This window comes from Microbacterium sp. SY138 (genome assembly GCF_039729145.1).
Classification (GTDB): Bacteria; Actinomycetota; Actinomycetes; order Actinomycetales; family Microbacteriaceae; genus Microbacterium; species Microbacterium maritypicum_A.
The window spans coordinates 2,395,338-2,411,653 of the sequence record NZ_CP155793.1 but is presented as its reverse complement, the minus strand read 5'-3'; the positions used below and the strand labels follow the sequence as shown (position 1 = coordinate 2,411,653).

At 67.1% G+C, this 16,316-nt stretch carries 13 protein-coding genes; 8 read left to right on the top strand and 5 right to left on the bottom strand.

Annotated features, from left to right (window positions below):
• Window positions 1-86: 86 nt before the first annotated feature.
• Window positions 87-1,160, bottom strand: coding sequence for a glycosyltransferase family 2 protein (locus ABDC25_RS11460; protein WP_347123008.1), 1,074 nt, complete (start codon window positions 1,158-1,160; stop codon window positions 87-89).
• A gap of 117 nt (window positions 1,161-1,277) precedes the next feature.
• On the opposite strand from ABDC25_RS11460, the gene ABDC25_RS11455 reads away from it, so the two are divergent.
• From ABDC25_RS11455 to ABDC25_RS11430, 6 genes are all read left to right on the top strand, one after another.
• A complete protein-coding gene (locus ABDC25_RS11455; protein ID WP_021200313.1) occupies window positions 1,278-2,561 on the top strand; it encodes a CDP-glycerol glycerophosphotransferase family protein in 1,284 nt (427 codons plus the stop codon).
• 2 nt (window positions 2,562-2,563) lie between these two features.
• Window positions 2,564-3,334, top strand: coding sequence for a biotin--[acetyl-CoA-carboxylase] ligase (locus tag ABDC25_RS11450; RefSeq protein ID WP_347123007.1), 771 nt, complete (start codon window positions 2,564-2,566; stop codon window positions 3,332-3,334).
• 86 nt (window positions 3,335-3,420) lie between these two features.
• A complete protein-coding gene (locus ABDC25_RS11445) occupies window positions 3,421-3,924 on the top strand; it encodes a PH domain-containing protein (protein ID WP_172889180.1) in 504 nt (167 codons plus the stop codon).
• Window positions 3,925-4,039: 115 nt separating this feature from the next.
• Window positions 4,040-5,164, top strand: coding sequence for a 5-(carboxyamino)imidazole ribonucleotide synthase (locus ABDC25_RS11440; protein WP_347123005.1), 1,125 nt, complete (start codon window positions 4,040-4,042; stop codon window positions 5,162-5,164).
• Window positions 5,165-5,304: 140 nt separating this feature from the next.
• Entirely contained in the window at window positions 5,305-5,772 is a 468-nt protein-coding gene (gene purE, locus ABDC25_RS11435; RefSeq protein WP_036271441.1) for a 5-(carboxyamino)imidazole ribonucleotide mutase, read from the top strand.
• Complete coding sequence (locus ABDC25_RS11430; protein ID WP_029266776.1) at window positions 5,769-7,223, top strand: LCP family protein; 1,455 nt, start codon at window positions 5,769-5,771, stop codon at window positions 7,221-7,223. The genes purE and ABDC25_RS11430 overlap by 4 nt, the downstream gene beginning before the upstream one ends.
• A gap of 209 nt (window positions 7,224-7,432) precedes the next feature.
• Here the strand turns inward: ABDC25_RS11430 and ABDC25_RS11425 are convergent, their stop codons facing one another.
• Window positions 7,433-8,017, bottom strand: coding sequence for a hypothetical protein (locus ABDC25_RS11425; protein ID WP_021200307.1), 585 nt, complete (start codon window positions 8,015-8,017; stop codon window positions 7,433-7,435).
• Window positions 8,018-8,160: 143 nt separating this feature from the next.
• Window positions 8,161-9,924, bottom strand: coding sequence for a DUF4012 domain-containing protein (locus ABDC25_RS11420; protein ID WP_167254487.1), 1,764 nt, complete (start codon window positions 9,922-9,924; stop codon window positions 8,161-8,163).
• 122 nt (window positions 9,925-10,046) lie between these two features.
• Between ABDC25_RS11420 and ABDC25_RS11415 the strand changes: the two genes are divergently transcribed.
• The gene (locus tag ABDC25_RS11415) at window positions 10,047-11,120 is read left to right on the top strand and encodes a glycosyltransferase (protein ID WP_167254485.1); all 1,074 of its coding nucleotides are present in this window, start codon (window positions 10,047-10,049) and stop codon (window positions 11,118-11,120) included.
• 257 nt (window positions 11,121-11,377) lie between these two features.
• Window positions 11,378-13,843 (top strand): hypothetical protein, encoded by a 2,466-nt coding sequence (locus ABDC25_RS11410; RefSeq protein WP_347123003.1) that lies wholly within the window; start codon window positions 11,378-11,380, stop codon window positions 13,841-13,843.
• Between the two features lie 55 nt (window positions 13,844-13,898).
• Here the strand turns inward: ABDC25_RS11410 and ABDC25_RS11405 are convergent, their stop codons facing one another.
• Window positions 13,899-15,311: a bifunctional dTDP-4-dehydrorhamnose 3,5-epimerase family protein/NAD(P)-dependent oxidoreductase gene (locus ABDC25_RS11405; RefSeq protein WP_021199797.1), complete on the bottom strand. Its 1,413-nt coding sequence runs from the start codon at window positions 15,309-15,311 to the stop codon at window positions 13,899-13,901.
• A complete protein-coding gene (gene rfbB, locus ABDC25_RS11400; RefSeq protein ID WP_021199798.1) occupies window positions 15,311-16,309 on the bottom strand; it encodes a dTDP-glucose 4,6-dehydratase in 999 nt (332 codons plus the stop codon). Before rfbB ends, ABDC25_RS11405 begins: the two co-directional genes overlap by 1 nt.
• Window positions 16,310-16,316: the final 7 nt, after the last annotated feature.

The window sequence follows — 16,316 nt, the reverse complement described above, 5'->3', positions numbered from 1 at the left end:
GGGGCGCGAGCACGCTCGCGTGGAACACCTCCGGCGAGAGATCTCGTCAGCGGGGGTGTCAGCTCGACGGTTTCCGTGCGAGGGGGTCAGGGCAGCGGGGTGTTGCGGGTGCCGAGACGCGAGGCGTCCACGGTGTCGTGGGCTCCCCGGAGCACGCCTCCGAGGAAGCCCAGACCCCAGGAGATGTGCATCGTCGGCAGGACGAGGAGCGTCCACATCCGCTGTCGCACGCCCCCTCCGCCGGGAGCCAGCGCGACGCCGAGGATGAGCAGCAGGTAGAGGGCGAGCGGTCCGTACACGAGAAGGGAGGCGACCATCGAGGCCACCCCGGTGAGCACGCCGGTCACCTGCAGGACCCCGACGAGGACGGCGAGGGCGACGGCCACGACAAGCGCGGGCGGGGCGAAGTATCGAAGCCCGTTGCGCCGTCCGAACCGCCGAACGAGCTCGCCCCGCCAGGCTCCGGTGGCACGGAACTGTCGGGCCAGACGCAGCCAGCTCTCCCGTGGCCAGTAGGTGACGGACAGGTCGGGGTCGAACCAGACCCGATGACCTGCCTGGCGGATCCGGAGGTTGAGCTCCCAGTCCTCGCCGCGTCGAATCGTCTCGTCGAACAACCCGACCTCGTCGAGCACGTCACGCCGCATCACGCCGAGGTAGGCCGACTCCGCCTCGCCTTCCTGGGAGCTCCCGTGATATGCGCCACCACCGAGCCCGACCGGCGAGTTGTACAGACGCGCCACGGCCTTCTGGAAGGGGGTGCGTCCTTCGGCATGCATCACGCCGCCGACGTTCGCGGAGTCGGTGCGTTCCAGGGTCTTCAGCGCCCGAGCGGCGTACCCGGGGGAGAGCTCGGAGTGCGCGTCCACGCGCACGATCGTGTCGTAGCGGCTTGCGCGGATCGCGGCGTTCAGGCCGACGGGGATGTGCGCCGCAGGATTGTCGACCAGCCGGATGCGGTCGTCCGCGTCGGCGAGCCGTCGCGCGAGCTCGGTGGTGCCGTCCGTCGACGGCCCCAGCGCGAGCACGAGTTCGGTGGGAGCGTCGACATCCTGTGCGAGCACCGACGCGATCGCGTGTTCGAGGTATGCACGCTCGTTGAGCACCGGCATCACGAAGGACACCCCGGGCCGGGGAGTGGGGAATTCGTCTGCGGGCACATGACGATCATGGCACGGCGTCGACGGACGTTGCCTGAGGGTGTGGGAGGGGCAGACCTCGGGTACGTGGCTGGGGCTCAGCCGGAGGAAGCGACGCGGACGAACTATTCTGGAGGGATGGGTGCACTGTCTGACGCGAAGAAGGCATATCGTCTGCTGAAGCGGGCGCTCGCGTCTCGCACCGCTGTGCAGCGTGTGCGGCGGCGTCTCGCCGAACGCGAACCGCTTCCGGCCGATCATTTCAAGGTTGCGGTCTACTTCGCCGACGGCGCGGTGAACATGTACCAGATGCGCCAGTGGTACCGCCCGCTCGCCGAGCTCTCGAAGCGCTGGCCCGTCGTCGTGCTCTCCCGCCAGGCGACCGGGACCGAGAAGCTGCTCGAGGAGGATTCGCCGCCCGTGGCTTTCGTGCCGAAGGTGCGCGACATGGAACGCTTCATCGCGACCCAGGACATCCGCCTGGTGCTCTACGTGAACCAGAACACTCGGAACTTCCAGATGTTCCGCTACGGGCGGCGTTGGCACGTGTTCATCAACCACGGCGAGTCCGACAAGATGTACATGACGACGAACCAGTACAAGGCCTACGACTACGCGTTCGTCGCCGGACAGGCCGCCCGTGATCGTCTCTCGCGCACGCTGTGGGACTACGACGTCGACCGCCGCACGATCGAGATCGGTCGCCCGCAGGCCGATCATTACGCCGGCACCCTTCCGTACACTCCCGATGAGCGCACCGTGGTGCTCTACGCGCCGACGTGGGAGGGAGACCGACCCAGCGCGCACTACGGTTCGATCGCATCGCACGGCGAGGTTCTCGTGTCTCGCCTGCTCGCGACCGGCGCCCACCGTGTCATCTACCGTCCCCACCCTCGCAGCGGGGTCGTCGACGAGGAGTACGGAGCCGCGCACCGACGGATCGTGGCTGCGATCCATGCGGCGAACACGGCGGACCCGAACGCACACCACATCTACGATGCAGCTCCGGAACTCGGTTGGCAGCTGACGGCGGCTGACGTCGCGATCGTCGACATCTCCGCGATGGTGTACGACCGGCTTGCGGCGGGGAAGCCGCTGATGATCACGCGTCCGACCGACGAGCAGGCATCGATCGACACGCAGGGCTACCTGGCGGACTGCGAATGGTTGACCGCCGAGGCGGCGGCCGACATCGTGGCCGAGGTCGACCGCGTCCGCGCGGATGAGGCTGCGATCGCCCGGTTGCGGATGTGGGTCCAGCACTATTTCGGTGACACGACGCACGGGGTGGCCACCGCGAAGTTCCATGCGGCTGTCGACGGCCTCATGCAGGAGTGGGAGCGCTGGCAGGCTCACGAGGTCGGGACCGTTCGAACCGACGAGGATGACGACGACGACGAGGAAGCCGACGAGGACTCCTGATCATGGATCTCCCCCTCGCGCGTGCGATCGCCGCTCGTCTCGATCTGGTGGGTGCCACCGGCTCCACGAACGCCGATCTGCGCGCGCACGCGTCCGATGCCGACGCGTGGCCGCACCTGGCGGTCCTGGTCACGCACGACCAGACGGCCGGACGTGGCCGCCTCGACCGCACCTGGACGGCACCCGCGGGCGCGGCCATCGCCGTCTCGGTCCTGCTTCGGGCGCTTCCCGCCGATCCTGCCGCGCGCGGGTGGATCCCGCTCGCCGCAGGGGTGGCCATGGCGGAGGCGATCGCTGAGCAGCTTCCGACGCACGACGTCGCCGTGAAGTGGCCGAACGATGTCCTCGTGGATGGACGCAAGATCTGCGGCATCCTCGCGGAAGCGACGACGGACGCCGTCGTTCTCGGCGCCGGCGTGAACACCGCCATGACGGCCGAGCAGCTTCCCGTGCCGTCGGCCTCGTCGTTCGCCGCACTCGGCGCCGTCGCGGACGACGATCTCCTGCTCTCCAGCTACCTCGAGAGACTCGACGGCCTGCTCTCCGCGCTGACCGTCACGGAGAACGCGGTCGTGAGCGGTCTGCACGGCGCCGTGTCGGCGCGGTGCGCGACTCTCGGGCAGACGGTGCGGGTATCGCTGCCGGCTGGACGCTCTCTCGAAGGAGTGGCGACGGCGATCGACCCGGACGGTCGTCTTCTCGTCGAATCCGAAGGTCTCGAGCACGCGATCTCTGCGGGGGATGTCGTGCACGTGCGCCCGGCCGGAAGCTGACACGCCGCCGCACAGACGGCTTTGTCGCAGATCACGGGCACAATGGTGGGGTGACCCAGCCTGTGACGCTCGGCGGGCGGCCCCTGATGCCGCCGCCCGGTACGCCTTCGGAGGAGCTGCTGATCGCGCGCTTCCGAAGCCACGCACGTCGGCTGTTCTGGTCGGCTCTCGTCCTCATCGCCACCTTCGGGGCGACGGCATACTTCTTCGGCAACCTCCCGGCGGGGTTCGAGGACTGGATGCTCCTCGCCGCGGCGGGTGCGCTGTTGCTGTTCGCCGTCGTGCTGCCGTTCATCGTCTGGTACTCGCGGAGCACCACCGTCACGACGCGGCGGGTCATCGTCCGCCAGGGGATCGGTTCTCGTCGGCGCCATGAGATGTCGCATGCCCGGGGCTACACGATCGCCGTTCGGCGGGGGCCCTTGCAGCGGTTGTGGGGGTCGGGCACGATCACCCTCTCGAACGGCGTCGACGCGCCGCTGCGACTGCCGAACGTGCCGAACGTGACTCTGGTGCACGAGACTCTTGCCGACCAGATCGAGGTCGGGCAGATCCTCGCCCACCGCGACGCGCAGGCCGTCGGCGACTGAGTTCCCTCGCCGGGCATGCCGCGGAGCGAGCCGGCGCCGGCGACGCCCATCGGCAACCGGTCGTGCGCGCCCGGTCGCGTGCGGAAGAATGGGTGCAGACGAATGGAGGCGGCACATGGCGTTGCGTGTTGGCGTGATCGGCGGAGGACAGCTGGCCCGGATGATGATCGCTCCGGCGGTCGAGCTCGGGATCGAACTGCGGGTGCTCGCAGAGGGGGAGGGGATGTCTGCCGAGCTGGCGTCCACCGCCGTGGGCGACTACCGCGATCTTGATACGGTGCGGGCTTTCGCGGCCGGCGTCGATGTCGTGACCTTCGACCATGAGCACGTGCCGCAGGACGTTCTCCGACAGCTGGTCGCGGACGGCGTCTCCGTGCACCCGGGGCCGGATGCGCTCCAGTACGCCCAGGACAAGCTCGTGATGCGCGCGCGCCTCGCAGAGCTGGGGATCCCTCAGCCCGAATGGGCGGCTGTGCGCACCGCCGCCGAACTGCAGGCTTTCCTGGACGAGCACGCCGGAGCAGGCGTGGTGAAGACGCCACGCGGAGGCTATGACGGCAAAGGCGTGCGGGTCGTGCGTGCGGCGGAGGAGGCACAGGACTGGCTGGCGGCGCTCGCCGACGGAGACGCCCTGCTCGTCGAGGAGCTCGTCCCGTTCGTGCGTGAGCTCGCCCAGCAGGTGGCGCGTGGCGTCGGCGGCGAGATCGTCGCCTACCCCGTCGTCGAGACCGTTCAGCGCGACGGGGTATGTGCCGAGGTCATCGCCCCGGCTCCTGCCGCGACCGAGCGTTTGGTGGAGGTCGCGGAGTCGATCGGTCGCACCATCGCGGAAGGTCTGGGCGTGACGGGCATGCTGGCGGTTGAGCTGTTCGAGACCGACGACGAGCGGATACTCGTCAACGAGCTCGCGATGCGTCCGCACAACAGCGGCCACTGGAGTCAGGACGGCGCCGTCACCGGCCAGTTCGAACAGCATCTGCGGGCGGTCGCCGATCTTCCTCTCGGGAGCACCGCGCCGAGCGCCGCGTGGTCAGTGATGGTGAACATCCTCGGCGGCCCGGCCGAAGGGACGTTGGACGAGCGCTTCGGGGCCGCGATGTCTGAGCACCCGCAGGCGAAGATCCACACCTACGGGAAGGCGCCCCGGCCCGGTCGGAAGGTCGGCCACGTGAACGTTGCAGACGATGATCTCGACGATGCGGTCTACGTCGCCCGTGCCGTCGCCGCGCACTTCGTCTGATCAGATCGCATGTGGCGGCTCTTCGCCACACATGCGCGGCAAGTGGTGTGCCGTTCGGGGAATCTCACAGCGGCAGACCGTACCCTGATCTGGTGACCGAGCCACTGCATTCTTCCGCCGAGCCCCTGGTCGGCGTCGTGATGGGATCCGACTCCGACTGGCGCGTGATGAGCGATGCGTCTCAGGCGCTCACGGATTTCGGGATCCCCCACGAGGTGGAGGTCGTCTCCGCGCACCGCACACCCGACAAGCTCATGTCGTACGCGCGCGACGCGCGTTCACGTGGCATCCGCGTCATCATCGCCGGTGCCGGGGGAGCCGCCCATCTGCCCGGCATGCTCGCCTCCATGACACCGCTTCCCGTCGTCGGCGTGCCGGTGCCGCTCGCATATCTCGACGGCATGGATTCCCTGCTGTCGATCGTGCAGATGCCCGCGGGTATCCCGGTGGCGACCGTGTCCATCGGCGGGGCGCGCAACGCCGGTCTGCTGGCCGCGCGGATTCTCGGAACGTCGGATGAGGCTCTCGCCGATAGCGTCGAGGAGTACGCACGTGCGCTCGAGGCGCAGGTCGAGGAGAAGAACGAACGGCTGAAGGGTTCACTGTGACTCTTGCGCCTCCGCGCGCAACACGGCGCCCGCTCATCGAGACCCGGCCGCTGCGGCATCCTGATCCCGCCGATTCGGGGACGATGGTCAAACGCGGGTGGTGGCTGATCGCGGTGAACCTCCTGGTTCCGGGCTCCGCGCAGGTGCTCGCCGGCAACCGTCGCCTCGGGCGATTCGGTCTCGGTGCCACGTTGCTCTCCTGGTTCCTCGCGATCGTGGCACTGGGCCTCGCGCTCTTCGCCCGCCCTGTCCTGCTCTGGCTCACGATCGGTGGCGGGTTCTTCTCCGCCGTGGTCCTGACGATCGTGCAGGTGCTGCTGGTGGGGTACGTCGTGCTCTGGGCCGTGCTCACCTTCGACACTCTCCGCCTGGTGCGACTCGTGAAAGTGCCTGGGCCGTCCCGATTCGCCATCCCGGTCGTCGCGTTGGTGCTGTTGGGACTCGTGGGAGGCGGCGCAGGCTACGCTGCGACCGCCGTCGGATCGGTGCGCAACACGATCGGCTCGATCTTCGGACAGAGCGGACCGAGCGTGCAGCCCAGCGACGGCTACTACAACATCCTTCTCCTCGGCGCCGACAGTGGTGACGGGCGCGATTCGATGCGGTTCGACAGCATCTCGGTGGTCTCCGTGAACGCCGACACCGGGGCTGTCACGATCACCGGTATCCCGCGAGAGCTTCCGAATGCGCCGTTCAGCGACGGCAGTCCGATGCAGGAGCTGTATCCGAACGGGTTCGAAGGCCATGGCTCATCGACCTGCGGCTGGAACGGCTGGATGAACCATGTACGGAACGCCGCGGAGGTCTGTCGAGAGGATGGTGGCACCGGCCTCTATCCGGATGCCAAGGCCAACGGCTCGGAACCCGGGATCGAGGCGACGAAGGACGCGGCGGAGGGAGTTCTCGGAATCGAGATCCCGTACTACGTCTTCGTCGACATGCACGGCTTCGCAGAGCTCGTCGACGCTCTGGGCGGCGTGGAGATCGACGTCACCGAGCGTCTGCCGAAGGGCGGCCCGCCGGAGGGATGGACGGGCAGCGATGTGAACGAGTGGGCTATCGGATGGATCGAGCCCGGCAAGCAGCGCATGGATGGCGATACGGCGCAGTGGTACGCCCGCTCGCGGTACACCACCAGCGACTGGGATCGCATGAAGCGTCAGAGAGAGCTGCAGGCCGCGATTCTGGCGCAGTTCACCCCGCAGACGGTTCTCACGCGTTTCAACGAGGTGGCCGCGGCGGGGACGGCGCTGATCAGCACCGACCTTCCCTCCGACAAGCTCCCGGAGTTCTTCGATCTGATGCTCAAGGCCAAGGAGCAACCGGTCACCTCGATCGAACTCACACCCGAGACCGGCGTGGACGAGCACCAGCCCGACTACGCATTCATCCACGAGATGATCCAGCAGAAGCTGCATCCTCCGACGGAGACGCCGACTCCTGAGCCGTGACCCCGGGTGTCCCGGAGCGGCGGAATTCTGTGCTGGTCCGTGCCCGCTGGAGCGCGAGGTCAGTGCGCATGACAAAGCCCACGGTCGCCTCCCGAAGGAGAGCGGCCGTGGGCTTCCGGTGGGTTCCACCGGATGCACCAGACGACGGTGATCGGAGGGGGAGGGATCACCGTCGTCCAGTCGACCACCGCACGAGGCGGCAGCCGGACCTAGGCGCGCTTGCGGCGTGCAGCTCCGACCGCGACGAGTGCTCCGCCGGCGACCAGCGCAGCTGCTCCGCCGCCGAGGATCCACGGCGAGACGTTCCCGCCCGTGAGGGCCAGCTCGATACCCCCGCCGGTGAGCGGCAGCTCAGAACCTGCGGCCGCGACTCCAGGATCGTGGTCGCAGCTCACGGCAGCATCGTGGCCGTGCGAGACCGTGATCGTCGCCGTGTACGCACGCGAGCCGTTGAAGGCGACGGCGTAGGAGCCCTCTCCGTCGGACGGCGGACGGAACGTGAGCGTCAGGCTGCCGTCTCCGGCAGCGGTGTTGCCGGAGACCGCGGCTTTCCCTGCGTTGTAGCCAGAAACCGAAACGTTCACGTTCTCGGACGGCAGGAAGTAGCCCGGTCCGAACACGATCGTCGAGGCTTCGCAGATGTCGATGATCGGATCGCCGACCTTGGCGCCGGGAGGCGTCGGATACGAGTCGGACGACGCGGACGGAACCGTCGGCGCAGCGGTTGCGACGGTGGGCGCGACGAGTACGAGCGCGCCGGCGGCAAGGCTGATGGCAGCCAGTTTCTTCAGCATGATTTCTCCCCAGAATTTCACGCGGAATCGCCTTTGGATACACCCCTGCATCCAACTGCGTGACGTCGTCCTGCCCCCACGGCAGGATTGCGGACGTCAGATATTCCCCAGTGAGTCGACAGTACCCTATCGAGCTGTCAATGTCACGAAGCGCATCGGAGCGGTGATCGACTCGTGACGGGGGTGTCGATCAGCGGGGTGTGCAGCACTTCGGTGAGACGCTCACCTGCGCCGGTGCCCTGGAACTCGATCGTGATCGTGGTCGATTCTCCGGGCGCGAGGGAGACCTCGTGCTGCACCGCCGATCGATCCCCGATCATCGCCGTCTGCACGCCCTCCTCTGCGCCGTCCCGATCGATATGCGACGGTGTCGACCCCTCGGGGCCGTATACGGCGATCAGAGTGCGCACCGTTCCTGCCGGTACGCCGTAGAAGCCATCGGCCGTGACGTAGGCGGGCAGGGTGGTCGCGGCGTCGGCGGGGGCTGTGTTCGTCCACGTCACCCGCACCTGCGTGGTGGGTGTTCCCTGGCACGTGCCGACCGATGTCGAGATGGCGGCGCGGGTGTAGTAGTCCATCTTGCCGCCGGTGGTGTCGTTCATCAGCACCCCGACGGAGGTCGTATCGGAGGTGTCGTCGGGGATCGTCCCGCCCAGGGCGGAAGCCGCGAGCACGGTCTCCTCGGGCTCGTGGGCACTCCAGATGCGGATGCGTCCCTCGGCCGCCGAGTCAGAGAGAGCTCCGAGCAGTGCGCGCGGTTCCGCGCGGGACAGGGCGGCACCGAACAGGGCTCCAGCGGCCTGAGCGAAGATCTCGTCCTGTACCGCGGGATCGGGGACGGCAGCGTAGATCTCCGACAGGAGGATGTCGGTGATGTTCTCGGACGTGGCCGTGAAGGGGCCGAACGTGAGATCTCCGGTCGCGGCGATCAGATGCTTTGCGACGACGGCGTCCACGGCGATGACGCCGTCCACGGTCCCGCCGAACCGTCCCTCCCACCGCGCGGCGATGGCGGCGCCGGCCTCACGGAAATCAGGGATGCTGGTGAGATTCTGCAGATATCGGCCGGGGCGATCCTCGAACAGGGCGATCGTGGAGTCGCTGAGAGGCAGGCCGGTCTCCAGCGGAGGAAAGTCCCGAGTCGATGCCTGGGTCTGAAGCGAGATCTTGCCGCCCTCGGCATGCAGCAGGGCGATCGATCCGATGATCCCGCCCGAGGATCGCAGCTCCGCGTTGTTCTGCATCGCGAGCACATAGTTGCGCGGGCCTTCGCCGCCGAGCATCGTCGGCAGCAGCACGGCGGCGCCGTGGAGCGAGCCGACGACGGTCGCCGCCTCGTCGACCGATGAACGCATGGTGCGGATGGCATCGGCGAGCGGGGGGAGCGTGGCGTCCGCGTCGATGCGTCTGCCCTTCGACTCCGCGGTGCCGAGCGCCGTGTCCGCGGCGCCGAGCGGGCCGGCGATCTCGGCGAACGGTGCGAGGTCGATGGTTCCGCCGGCGAAGCCGAGGCTCGCCAGGTCGAAGTCCGCGGCAACATCCAGGAGCGGCGTGAGGGCGTCGTTCGACACATCGTCGGCGATCTCGGCGATGTCGCTCACAGCGCTGAAGTTCGGTCCGATCCAGGGGAGGGCGCCGAAAGCGTGCCACACCGGGTCGGAGGTCAGGGCGTGCGCAGACTCCGCGTTGTGAGCGATGCTCCGCGCGATCGGCCTCGCGCCGTCGAGATCACCGGTAGCGATCGAGGCCTTCAGCTGCGAGGCACCCTTCGCGACCTGCTGAAGGTCGTTCACGGCGCCGATCCCGCGGACGGTGACCCAGCCGACGGCGATGAGGAGAAGGGTCAGCAGAATGCCGACGGTCCACCCGATCCATCGGCGCCGGACGGGAAGTCGACCATCGCTCACCCGAGCATTCAAGCATGAACCGCTGCGGCCGTGGTGGGCGAAAACTGTGCGAACGCTGACACTACGGCGGCGCGGGCGCTGACCTCACGGGGGGAGCGGCACAGCGGGGATAGCCTGTGTGCATGGGTGCTCGACTGCGTGTTGTTCTGGATCAGCTCGTGGATGTCGTCGATGCCGATCACGCGGACGCCGCGGTGGGAATCACCGCCGGCCTGGTCGCGACCGCCCCCTCCGGTTGCGCCGTGGACGCCATCGTTCCGGCCGGCGCGTCCGTGCCTGTGGCGGGAATAGGGGACATCCGCACGCTCGGGATGGGGCGTCGTGAACTCGCCGCAGCCTGGCAGCTCGGGATCGCTCCGGGTGTCGGCGGCGGACTCATCCATTCGCCGACGCTGATGGCGCCCCTTGTGCGCCATGATCGGGTGCACGACAACCACCAGACCACGGTCACGGTGTGGGATCTGCGAGCCTGGGATGCGCCGGAGCTGCTGTCCAAGGGGAATGCGGCCTGGCAGCGAGGCATGCTCCGTCGAGCTGTGAGACATGCCGACGCGGTGGTGGTGCCGTCTCACGCCGTGGCTGAGCGTCTTTCGGAGCTGGCGAAGATCGGCGACCGCGTTCGGGTGATCGCGGGCGCACCGCCGCAGGGATTCGACGTTCCCTTCGACGCTGCTGCGCGTCGGAACGCGCTGTCGCTGCCCGACCGCTACATCGTGGTCAGCGGATCTCCGTCGGGACTTGCCGACGGCATCCGAGGTGCGGTGGCCGCGGGGCTCGACGCGGTGGTGTTCGACGCTCCCGAGGGGTCGGAACCACACTATGTGGAAGTCGCCTCTGCCGCCGGGCTGCCTGAGCGGCGCGCGCACGTCCGCGGGGTGCTGTCGATCGAGGATCGCGCCGCCATTCTCTCGGGTGCATCCGCCTATGTCGCCACCAGTGCCGTCGCCGGGTGGCCGTGGCGCGCCGTCGAGGCGATGGCACTCGGCATCCCGGTGGTGGCAGTCGACAGCGGGTCGCACCGTGATGTTCTCGCAGACGGCGGGGTGCTCGCTAGCGCCGATGAACTCTCCGAAGCCGTTGCCGCAGCTACCGGAGACTCCGCGACACGCCTCAGTGTCCTCGCCGCCGACCGTTCGCGAGCGTTCTCGTGGGCGAGCGCAGCTGAGCGGCTCTGGGCCCTTCACGCCGACCTCTGATTGGCTGAGAGCCACCTGCGCATACGTGCGACACGCCGGAAACTTGTGGTGCGATCCCGGCAACAGTGGCATCATCCCGCAACTTCCGTCACACTGGTCACATGTCTCGACGTGCCCCACGCTCGCGAAACACCCTGAGGACCGCCCGTCTCCTCACCTGTTTCCTTGCTGCCTCCGCCCTGGTCCTCGGCACCGTGGCCCCCGCCACTGCTGCCACGGCGTCGGTCTCCTTGAGTGCTCCGAGTACGTCTCGAACGATGGTCGACCCCGCCGCGAGCGGGATCGTCAAGACGACGCTGGCCGGCTTCACGCCTGGCAACCTCATCAGCGATGCCGTGTTCACGGACAAGACCACGATGACCGAGGCTCAGATCCAGGCATTCTTCAACAGCAAGGTGTCACGGTGTCAGGGGGGAAGGGACGAGAACAACGAGCCGATCGTGTGCATCAAGGACTTCACGATGAACACCGTCACTCGTCCGGCCGACGCTTACTGCAGCGGGTACTCGGGGGCGGCGAACGAATCGGCGGCTCGCATCATCTATCGCGTCGCGCAGGCCTGCAACATCAACCCGCAGGTGCTTATCGTGATGCTCCAGAAGGAACAGGGGCTCGTCACTCACATCTGGCCCAGCGCATGGCGCTACCGGATCGCACTCGGGCAGGGATGTCCTGACACCGCGCCCTGCGACCCGAACTACATCGGGTTCTTCCATCAGATCTACGGCGCAGCACGTCAGATGCAGATCTACATGGAGGGCAAGTGGTTCCAGTGGTATGCCCCGGGCAGGACCTGGAACATCCTCTACAACCCCAACGCCAACTGCGGGAGTTCACCGGTGTACGTCGCCAACAAGGCGACGTCGGCTCTCTACTACTACACGCCGTATCAGCCCAACGCCGCTGCGCTCAACGCCGGATACGGTCTGGGAGACGGGTGCTCCGCGTACGGAAACCGCAACTTCTACAACTACTTCACCGACTGGTTCGGATCCACCCAGGTCTCGTCGGGCCTCGCCACGGCGACGGCAGCGATTCAGGGTGAGTACCTGGCGCAAGGCGGTGCTGCCGGGCCCGGAGCCCCGGTCTCCGACGTCACTCGTCTGCAGCAGAACGGCGGGGGCTACGGGCGTGCGTTCTCCATTGCCTCGATCTACTGGACGGGATCCTTCGGAGCGAAGACGGTGTGGTCCGGTCCGCTCCGGGAGTACTACTTCGCGCGGCAAGGCGCCGACGGGCCCCTGGGGTGGCCCGTGCTGAACCAGCAACCGCTCACACAGGGCATCGGGCAGCTCTTCTCCGGAGGATCCGTGTATTCGGGCTCCAAAGGTACGTTCGTCGTCGCGGAACCGTTGCGCTCAGGCTATTTCGCACAGAACGGTGCGAACGGTGAACTGGGGATGCCTACTGCCGATCAGGTGTGTGCGGGTGGGGTGTGTTCTCAGACCTTCGAGGGTGGGATGGTGTCGTCTTCTGGGGCGGGTGCGTTCGGTGTGTCGGGCCCGGTCTATGCGGCGTATGCCGCTGCAGGCGGGATCTCCGGTTCGTGGGGGGTGCCGGTTTCTGCGGTGGCCGCTCTGCCGGGAGGGACCGGTCAGGCGTTCGGGAGTGGTTCCGCGTATGCGGTGACGAATGGGACGGCGTTCTTCGTGTCGGGTCCCATCCGTGATCAGTACTTCACGCTTGGTGGGGCCACGGGTCGGCTCGGTTTCCCCGTGGGGGCGCAGACGTGCACGTCCACGTTGTGCTCGCAGGAGTTCCAGTACGGGTGGATCAGTTGGTCGGCGGCTGCCGGAGCGCGGGTGGGTGCGCCTGCGATCGATGCCGTGGCGACGGCTCAGGCCGCGACGCTGGGGGCGAGGATTCCTTCGTCGTTCGTCTATTACTCGTTCAACGGCGGGGGGATGGCCGAGGGATTCGCGAATGGCGCCGTCTTCTTCAAGCGCACCCTGGGTGCGTTCGCGGTCACCGGAAAGGTTCGCGATGCGTACTTCGCCGCGGGAGGTGCCTCGGGTTCGTACGGATGGCCTACCAGCGCACAGGTGTGTGCGGGTGGGGTGTGTTCTCAGACCTTCGAGGGTGGGATGGTGTCGTCTTCTGGGGCGGGTGCGTTCGGTGTGTCGGGCCCGGTCTATGCGGCGTATGCCGCTGCAGGCGGGATCTCCGGTTCGTGGGGGGTGCCGGTTTCTGCGGTGGCCGCTCTGCCGGGAGGGACCGGTCAGGCGTTCGGGAGTGGTTCCGCGTATGCGGTGACGAATGGGACGGCGTTCTTCGTGTCGGGTCCCATCCGTGATCAGTACTTCACGCTTGGTGGGGCCACGGGGCGGCTCGGTTTCCCCGTGGGGGCGCAGACGTGCACGTCCACGTTGTGCTCGCAGGAGTTCCAGTACGGGTGGATCAGTTGGTCGGCGGCTGCCGGAGCGCGGGTGGGTGCGCCTGCGATCGATGCCGTGGCGACGGCTCAGGCCGCGACGCTGGGGGCGAGGATTCCTTCGTCGTTCGTCTATTACTCGTTCAACGGCGGGGGGATGGCCGAGGGATTCGCGAATGGCGCCGTCTTCTTCAAGCGCACCCTGGGTGCGTTCGCGGTCACCGGAAAGGTTCGCGATGCGTACTTCGCCGCGGGAGGTGCCTCGGGTTCGTACGGATGGCCTACCAGCGCACAGGTGTGTGCGGGTGGGGTGTGTTCTCAGACCTTCGAGGGTGGGACGATCCGCTTCTGAGGGGGCGTGAGGCCTTGGGCACCGGTCCGTTCATCGGCCGGCGCCCAAGGAGTCCTCAACCAGCGTTCAAGTAGGCGTTCAGCGTCTCGCGGAACGGAGCCGGCTCGAATCCGGATTCCACGATCTTATCTAGCGCGAGCACACTGTTCGCCGGGCGCGGGGCGACCGGCGTCGAGGCAGAAGCGAAGTACTCGGAGGTCGAGACACCGCTCACGCGCTCGGGCGCATTCCCGGTCAGAGCGAAGACTTCGGCAGCGATCTCCGCCCAAGTTGCGGGTTCGCCCGTACCGGACAGGTTGTAGGTGCCGTAGGCGGCGTCGGTGTGAAGAAGATGCACGATCGCCGCAGAGATGTCGCTCGTGAACGTCAGCCGTCCCGTTTGATCGTCGACCACTTGCGGATCGATGCCGCGCTCCGCAAGCGACACCATGGTGCGGACGAAGTTCTTGCCTTCGCCGATCACCCATGACGTGCGGACGATGTAGTGCCTCGGCACAGTGCTGACGATCGCGTCGCCCGCAGCTTTGGTCTGGCCATAAACTCCGAGCGGGCGGAAACAGTCGTCTTCGGTGTAGGCATCTTCCTTTGTGCCGTCGAAGACATAGTCGCTCGAGACGTGCACGAGGGTGATGCGGTTCTCCGTTGCCACTTGAGCCAGCGCAGCGACTCCGGCGACGTTTGCCGCCCACGCGGCGGCGCGCCCTTCCGGTGTCTCCGCGAGGTCGACCGCGGTGAACGCGGCGGCGTTGATGATCGTCTCGTAGTCACGCCAGCGCCGTGCGGAGGCGAAGCCGGGGTCAGTGAGATCCAACTCGCTGCGTCCGGCGTACTCGTACTGCGCCGAATCGCCGAGGAGTCTGCGCAGAGCGACACCGAGCTGACCGTTGGCCCCGATCACCAGGGTCTTCTTTGCCGGAATCGGGGCGATGTCCGCGAGGCGCGGATGTGCGAGGTCCTTGGCCGAGATCTCGACCTCGGACAGCGGGATGGGCCACTGGACGGACGCGGTCTCGTCAGCCAGATTCAGGAACGAGTACTCCGCATCCGCCGACCAGTGGTCGTTGACGAGATAGACATAGGCGGTGTCCGGCTCGAGTGTCTGATACGAGTTCCCGACTCCACGCGGGACGAAGATCGCGCGTGACGGATCGATCTCAGCGGTGAACACCGCGCCGAAAGTCGGGCCCTCGCGGAGGTCGACCCACGCGCCGAAGATGCGCCCGGTCGCCACCGATACCCACTTGTCCCACGGCTCCGCGTGGATGCCACGTGTGGTCCCGACCTCGTCGTTAAAGGAGATGTTGTTCTGCACAGGACCGAAGTCCGGAAGACCTGCGGCGATCATCTTCTCGCGCTGCCAGTTCTCCTTGAACCAGCCACGGGAGTCCCCGTGAACGGGAAGGTCGGCGATCAGGAGTCCGGGGATGCCCGTCTCCGACACTGTCAGCGACTTTCCGAACTCCGTCATCACTGTCCCTTGGATGCGTAGAACGTCTCGGTCGCGTCTTTGGAGGGAGCCCACCACGCCTCGTTGTCGCGGTACCACGCGATCGTCGAGGCGAGACCGGATTCGAAGTCCCCGTATGTGGGCGTCCAACCGAGCTCGTTCCGGAGCTTGGTCGAGTCGATCGCGTACCGCAGGTCGTGGCCCGCGCGATCCGTGACGTGATCGTACGCGTCCGCAGGCTGACCCATCTCGGTGAGGATGAGTTCCACGACCGACTTGTTGTCCTTCTCGCCATCGGCGCCGATCAGGTAGGTCTCGCCGATCTCGCCCTTGTCGAGGATCGTGAGAACGGCTGACGAATGATCGTCGGCGTGGATCCAGTCGCGCACATTCTGTCCGGCGCCGTAGAGCTTCGGACGGATACCGCGCAGCACATTCGTTATCTGACGCGGGATGAACTTCTCGACGTGCTGGTACGGACCGTAGTTGTTCGAGCAGTTCGAGATCGTGGCGCGCACACCGAAGGAGCGCACCCAGGCGCGGACGAGGAGATCGCTGCCTGCCTTGGTGGAGGAGTACGGAGAGGAGGGGTTGTAGGGGGTCTGTTCGGTGAACCTCTCGGGATCGTCGAGCTCGAGATCACCGTAGACCTCGTCTGTCGAGATGTGGTGGAAGCGGCGGTCATGACGGCGCGCTGCCTCGAGAAGGGTGTAGGTGCCGATGATGTTGGTGTCGAGGAACGGACGCGGATCGTGCAAGGAGTTGTCGTTGTGCGACTCCGCCGCGTAATGCACGACGGCGTCCACCTCGGAGAAGAGGTCGTCGACAAGCTCGGGGTCCGCGATATCGCCTTCCACGAACCGGAGACGATTCGCCGGGAGGCCCTCCAGCGAGGCCCGATTGCCCGCGTAGGTGAGCTTGTCGAGCACGGTGACATGGGCATCGGTCTTCTCGATGACGTGGTGCACGAAGTTGGAACCGATGAAGCCGGCGCCGCCGGTGACGAGCAGTCTCTGCATGACGACC

Coding starts and splice junctions, on each gene's coding strand:
- ABDC25_RS11425 (WP_021200307.1), bottom strand. CDS start 8,017: ATGCTGAAGAAACTGGCTGCCATCAGCCTTGCCGCCGGCGCGCTCGTA.
- rfbB (WP_021199798.1), bottom strand. CDS start 16,309: ATGCAGAGACTGCTCGTCACCGGCGGCGCCGGCTTCATCGGTTCCAAC.
- ABDC25_RS11455 (WP_021200313.1), top strand. CDS start 1,278: ATGGGTGCACTGTCTGACGCGAAGAAGGCATATCGTCTGCTGAAGCGG.
- ABDC25_RS11445 (WP_172889180.1), top strand. CDS start 3,421: ATGCCGCCGCCCGGTACGCCTTCGGAGGAGCTGCTGATCGCGCGCTTC.
- ABDC25_RS11405 (WP_021199797.1), bottom strand. CDS start 15,311: ATGACGGAGTTCGGAAAGTCGCTGACAGTGTCGGAGACGGGCATCCCC.
- purE (WP_036271441.1), top strand. CDS start 5,305: ATGGGATCCGACTCCGACTGGCGCGTGATGAGCGATGCGTCTCAGGCG.
- ABDC25_RS11450 (WP_347123007.1), top strand. CDS start 2,564: ATGGATCTCCCCCTCGCGCGTGCGATCGCCGCTCGTCTCGATCTGGTG.
- ABDC25_RS11410 (WP_347123003.1), top strand. CDS start 11,378: ATGGTCGACCCCGCCGCGAGCGGGATCGTCAAGACGACGCTGGCCGGC.
- ABDC25_RS11415 (WP_167254485.1), top strand. CDS start 10,047: ATGGGTGCTCGACTGCGTGTTGTTCTGGATCAGCTCGTGGATGTCGTC.
- ABDC25_RS11440 (WP_347123005.1), top strand. CDS start 4,040: ATGGCGTTGCGTGTTGGCGTGATCGGCGGAGGACAGCTGGCCCGGATG.